We start from the raw sequence: 13091 nt of genomic DNA on the forward strand, positions 1-13091 counted from the left end.
CGGGCACAGGAGCAGGTCGGAGTGCGGGGGTCATCGGCCACGCACCAGCCCCTCGCGTGAGCGGGCCCGAGCTGCGTCCAGGGCCTGGACGCTGGCACGCATCAGCTCGTCGGTGTCGCTGAAGGGGCCGAGTTCCTCGGTAGCGGTGAGACGGATCCACCAGTGGCCTTGGTGCTCATGGATGCCGATGCGGGTTGCGACCCTGCTCAGGTACAGGTGGCCGCCCTGGCGGTGCAGGGTCAGCCCGACGTTGCGGGCAGCGGTGGCCAGCGGGTCGGTGGGGGTGGTGGTGGGTCGGTTGAATCCGGGCATCACCGCTCACCCCCCGCCCGGGGCCCGTGGGCCTGACCGCAACAAGGCGACTGGTGGGGCGAACAGCTCGTGTTCGACGCGCGCCAGCTCCGCGCATAGCTCCTGCGGGTCTTCTTCGCCGATGGGTTCGACACGTTGAGGGCCCAGGAAGAACGCCACGTACTTGTGGCTGTAGGGAGCCCACAGGATCCACCAGTAGGGGTGGTCCGCATCCAGCTCTTCGGCCTGCCGGTACCGGTCGGGGTCCAGGGCGCGCTCACCCGGCCAACGACGTGGCGGGGGCGCGGGCTGGTAGGGCGGCGCGGCGACATGATGCTGGTTCCTCTCTTTCAGGCGGGGGCGGGCAAGGCCTGCTGGGGCGGGGACGGTTCAGAGCGCTGGTAGTCCTCCCACGCCTGCGCAAGCAGGCCCGCCCAGTCGGTGACCTCGGGGCGGCGGCGCAGCAGGGCGCGGCGTTCGCGTTCGGTCATCCCGCCCCAGACCCCGAACTCGATCTGCCCGTCCAGGGCTTCGGCCAGGCACCGGGCACGTACCGGGCAGGGGAGGCAGATGAGCTTGGCCCGGTTTTGGGCCCTGCCCTGCACGAAGAGGGCGTCGGGGGCGGCATCACGGCACTTGGCGCGTTCGTCGGTGAAGGGGTCCATGTCCAGGTCCAAAACAGAAGGGGGTGGGGTGGGCTTAGGGGCGGGCCAGGGGCACCAGCACGTCCGGTAGCTCCTGGAGTGAGGTCAGCACGGTGTGGGCTCCTGCCCGGGCGGCCCGCTCACGGCGGCCAGCGGCGGTGGTGGGCAGCACGGCAGCGGCGTGCATGCCATGGGCGCGGGGCCCGGCCACGTCCTCGATGGGATCGGAACCCACCCACAACACCCGACCCGGGGCGGCAGCGCACCGGCGTAGGACGTGTTCGTAGAACTCGGGGTGCGGTGCGGCCACCCCGAGCTGGCTGGAGGTGACCAGGGGGACATCGCCCAGACCGGCGTCGGCCAGCGCTTTGGCGCGCTGCTCCTGGGGCCGGCAAGTGGTGGTGGCCACCAACACCCCATAGCCCTGCTCCAACAGACGCGTCAGGGTGCGGGCGGCCTCGGCGGTGACGGGTGCGTCCCCGGCCCGCTCACACATCTGCACCGCCAATTCCGAAGAGGAAAGCGGTTGGTCGATGCCGTGGCGGGACAGCACCATCGTGATCAGATCGGCCATCGCGCTGGCGTGGGCCAGGCGCTGCCAGGTGACCAGGCGACGGTCGAAGTCGGCGCGCGCGGCCTCCGACAACGTGATGTCGTGTTCGGCCAGCACCTGGCGCAGGTGGCCGCTGTGCGGGCGAAAGTCCTGCTCAGATGCGGTGGTCAGGGCGTGGTGGTAGCCGACCACGAGCGTGGTCACGGCCAAGGACCGAACCATAGGGTGCCTCCAAAGATGGGGTGGTGGATGGGGGCGCCCCCGCCCCCCCGAGGGGAGAGTCGGGTGGGGCGGGAGCGCCCGGGGCGCCGTCCGGGTTCAGGGGAGAACGGTCAGCGCCCCCTTCGGGATGTGGTCATAGGGCCCGGGCAGCACGCGCCGGAGCGGGGTAGGGGTTCTCATGCGGCCTCCACCCGGGTGGCCAGGTGTTTGGCCCACACCGTCAGCGGCTGGTGGGGGTCGACCTCGGCGGTGGTCACACCGCGCCAGGCCGGGACCTGGCGCAGCTCGCCCATCAGGCGCACCAGGTCGTACTCGCCCAACCCCAGGTCAGCCCAGGTAAGAAAGCCCGCCGGGGGCACTTCCAGGTCCGCGACGCGCGCCACCAGGCCCAGCAGGTAGTCCTGCACGTGCTCGGGGGCCGGGCCCGCCCAGGCCAAGACCGGCTCCTGGGGGGTGTCGGCGGCGGCTGGTAGGACCAGGTGGGCGTTGGCGCGGCTGTGCGCGGGTCGGGGGGTGTAGCCGCGGGTGTAAAGCTCACCCAGGGCGTGCGCGTACTGGGCGGGATCGCACGTCAGGGAGACGACGTCATGGCGGGCGTCCACGGCCTCGAGCAGGGGGCGGGCCAAGGTGGAGAGGGCGGCCACCTCCACCAGCACGCTCGGGGCGGCGTGGTCGGTGGCCAGGCGCACCGCAGCGCCCAGATGCGCCGGGGTGCTGAGCTGGTGGGCCCAGTAGGCGGCGTCCAGGTACAGCGGGTGTCCGGTGTGGGGGGTGGCGGTGACCAGGTGAGCGCGAGTGGCCGGGCGGGGCCGCAGCCCGCGCAGTGCCTCGCGCACCTGGGAGGCTTGTTCCCGGGCGGGCGGGGTGTGAGCGGCATCGGCGGCCACCATCTGGGTGTGGATGGCGCGTTCGGTCAAGGTGCGTGCCAGATCCTCCAGCACCTGGTCGCGTCCGGCCACGCACCACAGCTGGGTGTGCAGGTGCAGCGCCACGTGCACCTGATCGCGCAGCGGCGCGAGCAGCGGACCGATCCGGGTGCGCGAGGCGTGGATCAGCAGGATCTGGGTCGGGGGCAGTTCGGCCAGGGCGCGGGCGCGCGCGGCCACCACCCGGGCCCCCTCCTGGATTGAGAGCGCCCCGGCCAGGACCGCGGCGGCGGGTTCTCCGGCCCCGCACCCCACCACCGTGTCCGGTTCCAGGCCCCACGCCCGCCAGGCCGCGCCCAGCGCGATCTGGCTGACGAAGGTCGCCTGGTGGCCATCGGCCGTGGTCCTGATCCGCTGTCCGGGGCCCCACACCGGTTCGGTGGTGGCCTCGGCCAGCGCCTGGCGGGCTTCCTCGGCGGCGTCTGCGTACTCACTCAAGCGCATCAGTTGCGCGCCGGCGTTGGGGTGTACGCCCGCCAGGCCAGTCAGCACGTAGACCAGCTTCGGTCGTACCTGCGGCACCACGCGGGGGCCGATCACATGACAGTTGGGGGCCCGATCCTCCAGCGACCTGAAGGCTTGCACGGTCGCCCCGAGGTTGTCGCTGATCACGGCCGCGCGCACCGGGTGGTGGTCGGTGTGTTCCAGGGCGGTGTCGGCCAGGGTGGTGACGTTGCCCGCGGCCCGGGTGGTTTCGGCGTGCAGACGGGCGGCGCGGACCAGGCCGGTGTGGGAGGGGGCGGAGAGGGGGTGCATGCGGGGTAGGGCAACCGGATCGTGGTGGGCGGGCAGGGGCAAGGTCGGGGCGCTGATCAGGACGGTGGCGCAGCGCCGGTCGAGGGCGTGGTCCACGGCGGCAGCTACCTGCTCTCCGAAGGGGTCGGCCGGGGGCAGCGCCTGGTTGGGCCGGGGGTGTTGGCGGCGGTGCAGGGCCAGCGCGGTGGCCGCCACGCCGATCAGGCTGCGCACACCGCCCGAGATGTTCAGGGTCTGGGGCAACTCGCAAGAAGGCTCAGCAGCCGCTTCCGTGTCTGCTGGAATCAGAGCCGGGTCGGTGGTCTGCCAGGTCCAGGCCGCTTGCTCTCCTTCGTGTCCGGCCTGGGCCAGGGCCAGACCCAGCACCTGGGTGTCGTCCTGTAGCGGGTTGGCGGTGGTCCAAGTGCCCGCCAGGTGGGCATAGGCCCGGTGCCGTTCGGCCAGAGCAGTGGAGGTGAGTACCAGTACCAGTGCCCGGGTCTGGTCCTGGTGTTCGTCCAGGGCCACCACCAGGGCGTGGTCGACTTCGGTGACGCGTAGGTCGTGGTGGGCGGTGTGCAGCAGCGGGACCGCGCTCAGCTTTGTGACCGTTGTGGCGCTCCCGGCCAGGCCGAGGTGGTCGTGTAGGGACGTGGCCAGGTCAGGTTCGGTCGCTGAGTCGGGGTGGGTACACACGTACACCCCGGTCCTGCTTCCTTTGAGGGCGCGGGCGGGCAGGGAGGCGTCGGCCAGGGCCTCCATCACTACCTGGCGGAGCAGGGTGTGGGTGATGGGCCCGTGGTGCAGGCCGCGGTGGTGGCCGCGGGCCGGGTCCAGCAGCAGCTGCCACAGCTCGAACGCGCTGGTGGCGCCGGGCAGGCGCATGCTCATGCCGATGAGCGCCGCGTCGATCGCGCTCTGCTGCTGGACCCGGGTCGTCATCTCAGCTCTTCCCGTTCATGAGGGTGGGTGGGGCGGTGGTTTCGAGGTGGACAAGCAGGTCACAGGTCCTGGCCAGGGTGCGGGCCTGGATCAGGTCGGAATGGGTCAGGTGCGCCCACCGGCGATGGGCAGCGCGCAGTTGACCGGTGATGGCCACCAGGTCCAGCGAGGTGACACCGAGGGCGCCCCATGCAGCGGTGGCGTCATGGGAGGGGTCCACCTGCACCCCGCTGGTACGGGCGATCAGCCCGCAGAGCAGGGCCAGGATGTGCTGGGTGGTCATCTGCTCGGGTACGGCAGGCACGGCTGCGGCCGGGGCCACGCTGCTCGGGTGGTGGTCCCAGGCCAGGGCAGGGAGGAAGGTCGGCGCGGTGGCGGGAAAGGTCGGTCGGGTGGGGGTGTGGCCGTGTACGTACAGCCCGGCCAGGGCCCGCATCAGTGTTTCGGGATCGGTGGTGGCGGTGGCCACGGCTGTGCCGGGGGCGGTGTCGCTGATGTGCCCGGAAAGGACGGGACGGGCGCCGATCTCCACGCAGCCGGTCGCCTGGTCGCGGGTCAGGGCGGTGATGGCGTCGGTGAAGCGCACAGGGCGGCGGATCTGCTCAGCCCAGTAGGTACCGGTCAGCTCCTGGCCTTGCAGCGGGGCGCCACAGGCGGTGGAGATGAACAGAGCGTGGGCCGGGCGCGGGTCCAGGCCCACCAGGTCGGCGCGCAACGCGGGCTGGAGGGGTTCCACGAGGCTGCTGTGCGCGGGGATGACATCGGCGATGGGCGAGCACCACACCTGCTGCTGGGCCAGGTGCGCGGCAGCGCGCTCCAGACCGGCGTGGGCGCCGGAAAGCACCGACAGTTGCGGGCTGTTGGTCACAGCAACCTCCAGGCCCGTGTCCGAGGCGACTGTGTGGGCCTGTTCGGCTTCCAGGGCCACGGCGAGCATGCCCCCGGCCTCGCCCAGCGTGGCCAGGTGGCGGCTGCGTGCGGCCATGACGTGGGCGGACTGCTCCAGGTCCAGGGCGCCGGCGGCGTAGGCCGCGGCGACCTCCCCGGCCGAATGCCCGACCACCGCAGTCGGTCGGATACCGAGCTCGGACAGGGTGTCGGTCAGCGCTACCTGCACGATCCACCCGGCGTGCTGGATGGTTTCGAAACCGTCCAAGGCCTCACCGGGTGCCCACACCGGACGCCCCACCTGGGCGCCGAGCGCTTGGCGGGCCCGCTCCAGAGCGTCAGCGAACTCAGGCAGGGCGGCGGCCAGTTCCACGGCCATGTGCTCGTGGTGGGAGCCGTGCCCGGAGTAGACGAACGCCAGCTGTTCGGGGGCCAGCCCTGTGGGGGTGTAGGGGCCCACCAGTGCCTCGTGCGGGGCCCCTCGCCCCAGATGCTCCAGGGCCTGGGCGGCGGTGGCGGTGTCGAAGGTGACGACGGCAGCGCGGTGGCGGTGGTGGTCTCGCCTGTCCATGGCGGCGGCCGCCACGGTGTGCAGGTCCTGGCCGGGAAGATGCTGCGCCCACCGGGTGGCGGTGTGGGTCAGAGCGGGGCGGGTGTGGGCTGAGATCGGGAGCAGGGCCGGAAGCAGGCGGCGCGCGCCCTGGGTGGGGCGGCTTGCATCGTCAGATGGTGGGGGCGGGCAGGTCATGATGATGTGGGCGTTGGACCCGCCGAACCCGAACGCGGACACCCCACCCGCCAGGGGCTGCCCGTCCATGTGGGGCCAGGGTTCGATGCGGGTGGGGACGCGCATGCCCTTCTTGCCCAGCAGCGGCAGCGGTTGGGTGTGGTCCACGGTGGGCCACACCTGGTGCCGGTGCAGGCCCAGCGCCATCACGCACACTCCCACCAGGGCGGCGGCGCCTTCGGTGTGCCCCAGGGCGGCCTTGGAGGAGCTCACCAGCAGGCAGGAGTCATCGGGCTGGTGGTCGGTGTAGCCCTGGGTCAGGCCGCGGGTCTCCTCCAGGTCTCCGGCCTTGGTGCCGGTGCCATGGGCGTGGACCACTCCGACCTGGGCGGGGGTCAGTTGGGCGTCGACCAGGGCTTGGGTGATGGCACGAGCCTGGTGTGGGGCGCGCGGTGCCACCAGGTGCGGGGCGCGGCCCCCGTGGGACAGGCCGCTGCCCGCCAGGTGGGCGTAGACCCGGTGCACGCGCGGGTCCACGTTCTCGGTCCGGCGCAACACCACCGCGACCATGCCTTCGGAGCGCACATACCCGTGGGCGTCGGTGTCGAAGGGGGCGCACACACCGTCGGGGGCGAGTACACCGAGTTTGTGGAAGCCCGCGGTGATGGGCGCGGCCTCCAGGCTGTTGGCTCCGGCCACGATCGCGGTGTCCACCACCCCTGAGCGCAGGTCGCGTAGCGCGTAGTGCAGCGCGGTGCCCGAGGCCGAGCACGCCGAGTCGAAGTTCAGCGAGGGCCCCTGAGCGTCCAGGTGGTAGCTGATCCGGTTGGCCAGCACCGCCATGGACGCACCCGATGCGGCATGCACCGAAGAGGCCGTTCCGGGGGCGAAGGCATGGGCGGCCCGGTCGAAGGAGGCTGCGCCGGTGTAGACACCGGTGCGGGGCCCGGCCAGGGACGAGGGGCAGATACCGGCGTCCTGGACAGCCTCGTAGACCACCTCCAGCAGCTTCTTCTGCTGGGGGTCCATCTGGGCGGCCTCGTCGACGGAGATGGAGAAGAAGGCGTGGTCGAACCTCTCGAGGTCGTCCACGACCCCGAGCGTCCAGGGCTGTTCGGGGACCTCGTCGGGGTGCAGGTCCTCGCACATGCCCTTCCACCGCTGCTCGGGGACCGGGCCCACGACGCTGCCGCCCTGCTCCAGGGCGTGTTCGAGGTCGGCGGGGCTAGTGATGGAGCCCGGTAGGCGCAGACCCATGCCCAACAGGGCGACTCTGGGGGCGCTCATCGGATCGGCTCCGCCGCGACGAAGACCGCTGCGGCACCCATCGGCCAGACCTGGAGGGAGGCGAAGTGCCTCTTCAGCTCGCGTTCCAGATCCGCCAGACGGTCCCCGCGGTTGTGGAAGGTGTTGTCGATCCGGTTGTAGTGCCACATCAGCGCCCGCGCGAGCCGGTTGGTGCGAGTTGACGGGTCTTGGGCGCTGGTGAGGGTGTAGCCCCAGGCGACGCCGTCATCGGCCAGGGCCTCGGCCATCCCCTGAATCGCTGTTCCCTTGGCGGAGAACCCCGCTCCGGGCACGCAGTGGAGCACGTTGCCGATGGCCAGCGAGTGGTAGTGGCGCTTCTTGGTGGGCCAGGGCAGGGCCAGGACGTCGTGTTCGTGCAGCTGTACCTGGGCGCGGCCCTTGAGCTTGTGCCGGGCCGCTTCCAGCGGGGCGGTGTTGATGTCGAGCACGTCCACCTGCCACTGGTGCTCCAGCGCCGGGGCCGGGGTGTGGTCCAGGAAATGCAGGTCGGCGGGGCCGATCTCCAAATGTTGGGCCGAGACGTGGCGCAGGTACAGGTCCTGGAGCTGGTCGTTGTCGAGCTTCCACGCCCACCGGTGCGCCTTGTCGACGATGAGGTCGCCGTAGCGTTCGATGTTGCGTGGGCTGTACAGGCGGGGGTTGGAACGGGAGACCCATCCGGTGCGGTGCTGGGGGGTGTGGGGGGTGTTTTCAGGCATGACGAACCAAGCCCTTCGCATCAGGGGGAAGAAGAGGGGGTGAGCGGGTGGGGTCAGGTCTGGGTGGGGTGGAGCATGCGCACAAGCTGTTCGGGGGCGGCGAACCCGGCCACGTACTGGTCAGCGACCGCCTGGTCGGCGCACGCCCGCTGGAACAGGTCCTGCTCGTTGGCGGTCAGTTGCCCGCTCCAGAAATTGTCGACGTACTGCTCGAAGAAGTCGGTGGCGGCGCCGCTGTGGTCCATGTAGGCGGTGAAGACGTCCTTGAGGACCTTGGCGGTGAAGGCCCTCCCGGTCTGGGCGTGGGCCAGGATGCGATGAGCGTAGACCTGCGCTGAGCGGACCGAGGCCTCCCAGCCCAGCCCGCACTGCGTGGGCACGGTCATGACCGTGTCGCCCACGCCCAGCAGAGATCCGCCGTGGTCGAAGGTGTGCACCGGGTGGCGCACCGAGGGTGTGACCGCCTTCCTCAGGACAGAGAAGGGGTCCAGCAGGGCGGCCTGACCCAGCTGCTCCCACAGGGGGATGTGGTTGGCGCGCAGCATGTCGCACATCCGGCCCAGCAGCGCCTGGGGGTGATGGATCGAGGCCCCGCCCACAGCGGTGCCATCCAGCGTGGCAACACCGCTCTGGTCGGCGGTGGCGGGGCGGCCGATCAGCATGACTGAGTGCACCGGGCCCTGCGCGGTCAGGGTCGGCACCACGTACACCTCCCCCGCCTTGCAGGAGTAGACCAGCACCTGATCCTCAGGGGCCTGCAAGTCGGTGACGTAGGCCTGGGTGACGTGGCGGCCGCGGCTGGCACCGTCAGCGCGGCTGCGGTCATCGTCCAGGATCTGGCCGAGCTCGCCGTCACCGACGGCCAGCAGGACCACGTCATACATCGCTCCAGGCCGGGTGAAGTACTCCAGGTCGGTGACGGTCAGGCCGTGGACGACCACCTTGCCGCCACGGTCCTCGAAGAACTCCAGCCAGTCGGCGAGCTTGACCCGCGGGTCCACCGCCAAACCGACCCCGGGCAGGGTCCCGGTGAACCCGACCTGGGAGGCGGGCTCGGGGATGACCGACAACGCCACCCGGTCGAAGGTGGGGGCTACGCCCGACCACATCGCCAGGTTGTGTTCGGTCTCCACGGACAGCCCATGCGGCAGGGTCAGCTGGGTGATCTGGGCCCGCCCGTTGCGCAGGTCCTGGGAGCTGCGGCCCGTGCTCACCGTCACCTCCGCCCCGGCTGAGAGCAGGGCGTGCGCGAGTACCAGCCCGGATTGGCCCGCGCCCACGATCAGACACTTCAGGCTCACAACGCCACCTGCCCCGGGCTGCGCTTCAGCGCGCCGCTGACCACGTCACCGATGGCGCAACGGGTAGCGACGCGGCTGCGCGGGTCGCACACGGTGATCCGGGTCGGGTCGACCTCGAGTACCTGCCCGACCTTGTGCGCATCCGGTGTGGAGCCGTCCAGGTGGGTGATCACCACCTGGAAGGGCACACGGGCCTCTTCCAGGGTCTCCACGGCGGGGAAGGCCTCCTCTGGGCTGTCCGGGTGGACCAGGACCACCGCGCCCAGGGCCCCGCGGGCCACATCCGGCCACAGCCCGTCCCACACGGTGGGGAGCGGGGCTCCGACCAGGGTCAGGACGTGGTGGTCGGTGATGGCGATGCGCCCCATGTCCAGGATCAGCAGGTCCAGGTTCATGGCCTCCTCACCGCGCTGGGGGGTGGGGATGGTCTCGATGGTGCGCACCGGCGCGGCGTCGCTGGCCGCGCCCACGAACGCCGTCTTGCCCACACTGGTGGCTCCGGTGACGAGGATCTTGCTGCTGTTCCAGGGGTCAGGAGCGTAGGGCATTGAGTACCTCCTGCAGGTGGTGGGGGGTGGTGGCTGCGTGGGGGTTGGTGATCTGCACCAGGCCTCGGTGGGCCAGACGCGACAGGTGAATGGCGGTCGCGGCGCGCGGGTAGCTCAGCCGAGCGGCGATCTCCATGGCCACCAGCGGCGCCGACCCTTGGGCTTGCTCCACACACAGCCGGTAGATGGCGTAGGCGACCTCGCCCAGCTCGGCCAACTCCTCCACCGCGCCAGGGGCAGGGTCAGGAGCACACAGGACCAGGGCGTGGTCGGCCACCAGCAGACGCGGGCACGGGTCGTTGGGAGAGCGTCGGGGCGGTACTGCCAACTCGGGTCGACGGCCGGCAGGGAAGGTGTTCACCGCGCACCCCCGTAAAGATCCAGGAAACGGGTGATGAGCGCATCCAGTTGGGTGCGGGCCTGCTTGAGCTGGACGGTGCCCTCGACCACCAGCACCGCGCGCAGCCGCTCGTCGATGGGAAAGACCAGCAGCCACCCTGCCGGCACCCGTGTCAGAAACCGGCGAGGCTTGCCGTAACCCAGGTGGGAGAGCCCGCCGGACAGGCTGATCAGGTTCGCTCCCAGAGCACAGAGCTGATCGGCCACTTGGCGGTCACCGTTCGAGGGCAGGGCGTGCACCAGACCCGCGTCGGTACCCACCACCACCTGCCGGGCCTCGGGAAGCCGAGTGAGGAGCTCGTCCAACAGCGGGCTGGTGACCGGTGTGCTGGACACAAGGGTCGCCGTCACGGGCGCCACCTCCCACCCAAGGGCGGGGGCACCGACGTTCTGGGCACCGAGAAAAGGAAGTTCATGCCTTCAGCTTGGCGACCTGGGACATCACCAATCAATCAGAGTCCTGATAAGAAATATTAGTTTTCTGATATGCGGCATCACGCGCGCCGGTGGACGATGACCGGACATAGAAAGGGTTCGCCGACGATGCTCTGCCGCAATTGCGGACACACAAGACAAAAAGGTGCATGTGGGTGTGTTCCTGATTTCTTCTGGGGTCTGCCCGAGGTGCGCCGAGCCATCGCTGAACTCGACGCCGCAACCGTGATCCGCGCCCTGCGCCAGCACACCGACCTCGGCCAGGTCCCCATCGCTCGCCTAGCTGGGATTTCCCAGGCCAAGGTGAGCGACATCGAAAAAGGCGGCGTGCTCGCCTCGGTGAAGAGGAACCAGCAGGCCCTGCAGGGAATGGGCGCCCCCGAGCACGACACCGCTTTCACGCACACACCCACCCCGGCCCCGGGCGCCCCACCCTCCGTTGCCGAACCCGGGACCGACATCACCAAGCTGCTCATCGACAACACCGACGACTACGCGCTGGCCACCCTCGAACTCCAGCTCACCAGCCTGGCCAGCGCCTACGTCAGCAGCCCCTCCCAGCCCCTGATCCCGCGTGTGCGGGCCCTGCGCGACACCGCACTCGGCCACTACCAAGCAGGGGCCCGCCCACGCCACGCCCGCGAACTACTGGTCATCGTCGGCACCTGCGAACTCCTGCTCGCCTACGCCGCCCACGACAACGGCAACAGCGCCCGGGCCCTGACCCACCTGGAGCACGCCCACCGCTGCGCCGACTACACCGAACACCCCCACCTGCACAGCTGGACCGCGGGCACCCGCACCCTCATCGCTGACTGGCAACCCACCCCCCAGGCCCTGGAACTGGCCGACCGCGTCGAACGCCTGGACCACGGCCCCCAATCCTTCGCACGCATCACCGCCATCAAGGCCCGCGCCGCCGCCCGACGCGGCGACCACACCACCGCCCGCACCGCCCTGGACCAGCTCCAAACTCACCCCCACGAAGCTTCTGAAGACCCCGAAGACCTCAGTACCAAGGTCGGAGGCATCTTCACCTTCCCCACACCCAAACGCGACTACTACACCGCCTCCACCCTGGTCCTACTCGGCGAAGCACAACCAGCCCTGGCACACTCCCGAGCCGCGATCGACGCCTACGAGAGCGGCCCGCAAGCACAGCGCAGCTACGGCGACCTGACCCTGGCCCGCACCGATTTGATCAGCGCCCACCTGCTCCTGGGCGATGCCGAAGCGGCCCTGGCCGCCATCAACGACCTGGCCCGCACCCCTGCACCCGCACGCATCCAACAGCTACGCTCAGCCCTGGCCTCCTGCACCCAACGGCTCACACACGCACCCCTCACCGCAGCCGAGTCCCGCCAGATCCAAGACGCGCTGGCACAGCTGCGGATACCGTAAGAACCATGAGCGCCCCCAGCACTCCGCCGACCCTCCTCACTGCGGTCGCCGAACACCTCAACACCCCGGCCCAGCCCAGCACGCTCGTGCGCCACCACGGCACCCAGGTGTGGCTGTTGCCCCACGCCCAAGCCATCGTGCGCATCATGGCCCCCACCCACACCGATGCCGCGCAACGGGCCCTGGCCCTCACCCGCTGGCTGCACGACCACGGGCTGCCGGTCACCGAACCCCTGGTCGGCACACTCTTTACGGAGCAGGACCAGATCGCCACCGTCTGGCGCTACTACCCCCAACCAGACGAGCGCCGACCTACCCCGGCCGAACTCGGCCACCTGCTGGCGCGCCTGCACCAGATCGGCGACCCACCACCTGCCCTGAGTGCAGACCTGCCGCTCTTCACCCCGCTGGCCTCCCTGACCGCCACCCTGGAGCGCACCAGGACGCTACCCCCAGAGCTGACCGCCGACCTCAAGGCGCGCATCAAGGACCTGCTGGGGGCCTACGACACGCTCACCTTTCCCCTAGGTGAAGGGCTCATCCACGGCGACGCCTGGCTGGGCAACGTGCTCTACAACAACGAGGGCACTCCCATCCTGGGCGACTGGGACGAATGCGCCCGCGGGCCCCGCGAACTTGACCTGGCCAACCTCTGGCAGGGGCGGCGCTTTGGCCGCACACCGGCCGAACTGGAAGCCTTCTCCCAGGCCTATGGCTATGACCTGTCGAGTTGGGAGGGCATGGACGTCCTGACCCGGATCCGGGACCTGCACACCCTGGGTTCCTACGTGCGCGCCGCTGACCGCGGGGACACTGCGGCCCGCGACCAGCTGCTGCACCGCATCGCCACGCTGGACGAGACCACCACCAGCTGGATCACCCGGTAGCCCCTATGAACCGGTTGTGCGGCAACTGCGGACGGCCCCGAAGAGCTTCTACTGGGTGCACCTGCATCCCAGCGTGGTTGTGGGATCTGCCCGAAGCCCGGCGGGCGGTTGAGGCCAAGGACGCCAACAGCCTGATCCGGTTGGTTCGCCGTCACACGGACCTGTCTCAGCACGCTCTGGCGCGGA

General features: G+C 70.4%; 12 protein-coding genes. 2 read left to right on the forward strand and 10 right to left on the reverse strand.

The features are described from left to right. Positions 1-30 precede the first annotated feature (30 nt). The 10 genes from HNR07_RS29035 to HNR07_RS29080 all read right to left on the reverse strand — a co-directional run bounded on the left by HNR07_RS29035 (position 31) and on the right by HNR07_RS29080 (position 10533). A complete protein-coding gene (locus HNR07_RS29035; protein WP_184368736.1) occupies positions 31-312 on the reverse strand; it encodes a hypothetical protein in 282 nt (93 codons plus the stop codon). A gap of 329 nt (positions 313-641) precedes the next feature. Next, positions 642-956, reverse strand: coding sequence for a WhiB family transcriptional regulator (locus tag HNR07_RS29040; RefSeq protein WP_184368739.1), 315 nt, complete (start codon positions 954-956; stop codon positions 642-644). A gap of 34 nt (positions 957-990) precedes the next feature. Then, positions 991-1692: an HAD family hydrolase gene (locus tag HNR07_RS29045; RefSeq protein ID WP_312894083.1), complete on the reverse strand. Its 702-nt coding sequence runs from the start codon at positions 1690-1692 to the stop codon at positions 991-993. A 194-nt stretch (positions 1693-1886) separates the two neighbouring features. Continuing rightward, positions 1887-4313, reverse strand: coding sequence for an acyltransferase domain-containing protein (locus HNR07_RS35750; RefSeq protein ID WP_184368745.1), 2427 nt, complete (start codon positions 4311-4313; stop codon positions 1887-1889). A 1-nt stretch (position 4314) separates the two neighbouring features. Then, complete coding sequence (locus HNR07_RS29055; RefSeq protein WP_184368748.1) at positions 4315-7215, reverse strand: beta-ketoacyl synthase N-terminal-like domain-containing protein; 2901 nt, start codon at positions 7213-7215, stop codon at positions 4315-4317. Further along, positions 7212-7934 (reverse strand): class I SAM-dependent methyltransferase, encoded by a 723-nt coding sequence (locus tag HNR07_RS29060; RefSeq protein WP_246420558.1) that lies wholly within the window; start codon positions 7932-7934, stop codon positions 7212-7214. Before HNR07_RS29060 ends, HNR07_RS29055 begins: the two co-directional genes overlap by 4 nt. Positions 7935-7987: 53 nt before the next feature. Next, a complete protein-coding gene (locus tag HNR07_RS29065) occupies positions 7988-9235 on the reverse strand; it encodes a styrene monooxygenase/indole monooxygenase family protein (protein WP_184368751.1) in 1248 nt (415 codons plus the stop codon). Further along, entirely contained in the window at positions 9232-9783 is a 552-nt protein-coding gene (locus tag HNR07_RS29070) for a hypothetical protein (RefSeq protein ID WP_184368754.1), read from the reverse strand. The genes HNR07_RS29065 and HNR07_RS29070 overlap by 4 nt, the downstream gene beginning before the upstream one ends. Further along, on the reverse strand, positions 9767-10144 hold the full coding sequence (locus HNR07_RS35975) for a helix-turn-helix domain-containing protein (protein WP_184368757.1): 378 nt from the start codon (positions 10142-10144) through the stop codon (positions 9767-9769). The genes HNR07_RS29070 and HNR07_RS35975 overlap by 17 nt, the downstream gene beginning before the upstream one ends. Beyond that, a complete protein-coding gene (locus HNR07_RS29080) occupies positions 10141-10533 on the reverse strand; it encodes a roadblock/LC7 domain-containing protein (RefSeq protein ID WP_184368760.1) in 393 nt (130 codons plus the stop codon). The genes HNR07_RS35975 and HNR07_RS29080 overlap by 4 nt, the downstream gene beginning before the upstream one ends. Positions 10534-10806: 273 nt before the next feature. On the opposite strand from HNR07_RS29080, the gene HNR07_RS29085 reads away from it, so the two are divergent. Together HNR07_RS29085 and HNR07_RS29090 are read left to right on the forward strand one after the other, a co-directional pair. Continuing rightward, on the forward strand, positions 10807-12018 hold the full coding sequence (locus tag HNR07_RS29085) for a helix-turn-helix domain-containing protein (protein ID WP_184368763.1): 1212 nt from the start codon (positions 10807-10809) through the stop codon (positions 12016-12018). A 5-nt stretch (positions 12019-12023) separates the two neighbouring features. Further along, positions 12024-12905: a phosphotransferase enzyme family protein gene (locus HNR07_RS29090; protein WP_184368766.1), complete on the forward strand. Its 882-nt coding sequence runs from the start codon at positions 12024-12026 to the stop codon at positions 12903-12905. The last annotated feature ends 186 nt before the right edge of the window (positions 12906-13091 follow it).

Origin of the sequence: Nocardiopsis metallicus, from assembly GCF_014201115.1 — a bacterium.
Taxonomy (GTDB): domain Bacteria; phylum Actinomycetota; class Actinomycetes; order Streptosporangiales; family Streptosporangiaceae; genus Nocardiopsis; species Nocardiopsis metallicus.

What these genes read in the sequence shown, in the direction of transcription:
- HNR07_RS29035 (WP_184368736.1), bottom strand. Translation starts at nt 312, where the DNA reads ATGCCCGGATTCAACCGACCCACCACCACCCCCACCGACCCGCTGGCC.
- HNR07_RS29040 (WP_184368739.1), bottom strand. Translation starts at nt 956, where the DNA reads ATGGACCCCTTCACCGACGAACGCGCCAAGTGCCGTGATGCCGCCCCC.
- HNR07_RS35750 (WP_184368745.1), bottom strand. Translation starts at nt 4,313, where the DNA reads ATGACGACCCGGGTCCAGCAGCAGAGCGCGATCGACGCGGCGCTCATC.
- HNR07_RS29055 (WP_184368748.1), bottom strand. Translation starts at nt 7,215, where the DNA reads ATGAGCGCCCCCAGAGTCGCCCTGTTGGGCATGGGTCTGCGCCTACCG.
- HNR07_RS29060 (WP_246420558.1), bottom strand. Translation starts at nt 7,934, where the DNA reads ATGCCTGAAAACACCCCCCACACCCCCCAGCACCGCACCGGATGGGTC.
- HNR07_RS29070 (WP_184368754.1), bottom strand. Translation starts at nt 9,783, where the DNA reads ATGCCCTACGCTCCTGACCCCTGGAACAGCAGCAAGATCCTCGTCACC.
- HNR07_RS29090 (WP_184368766.1), top strand. Translation starts at nt 12,024, where the DNA reads ATGAGCGCCCCCAGCACTCCGCCGACCCTCCTCACTGCGGTCGCCGAA.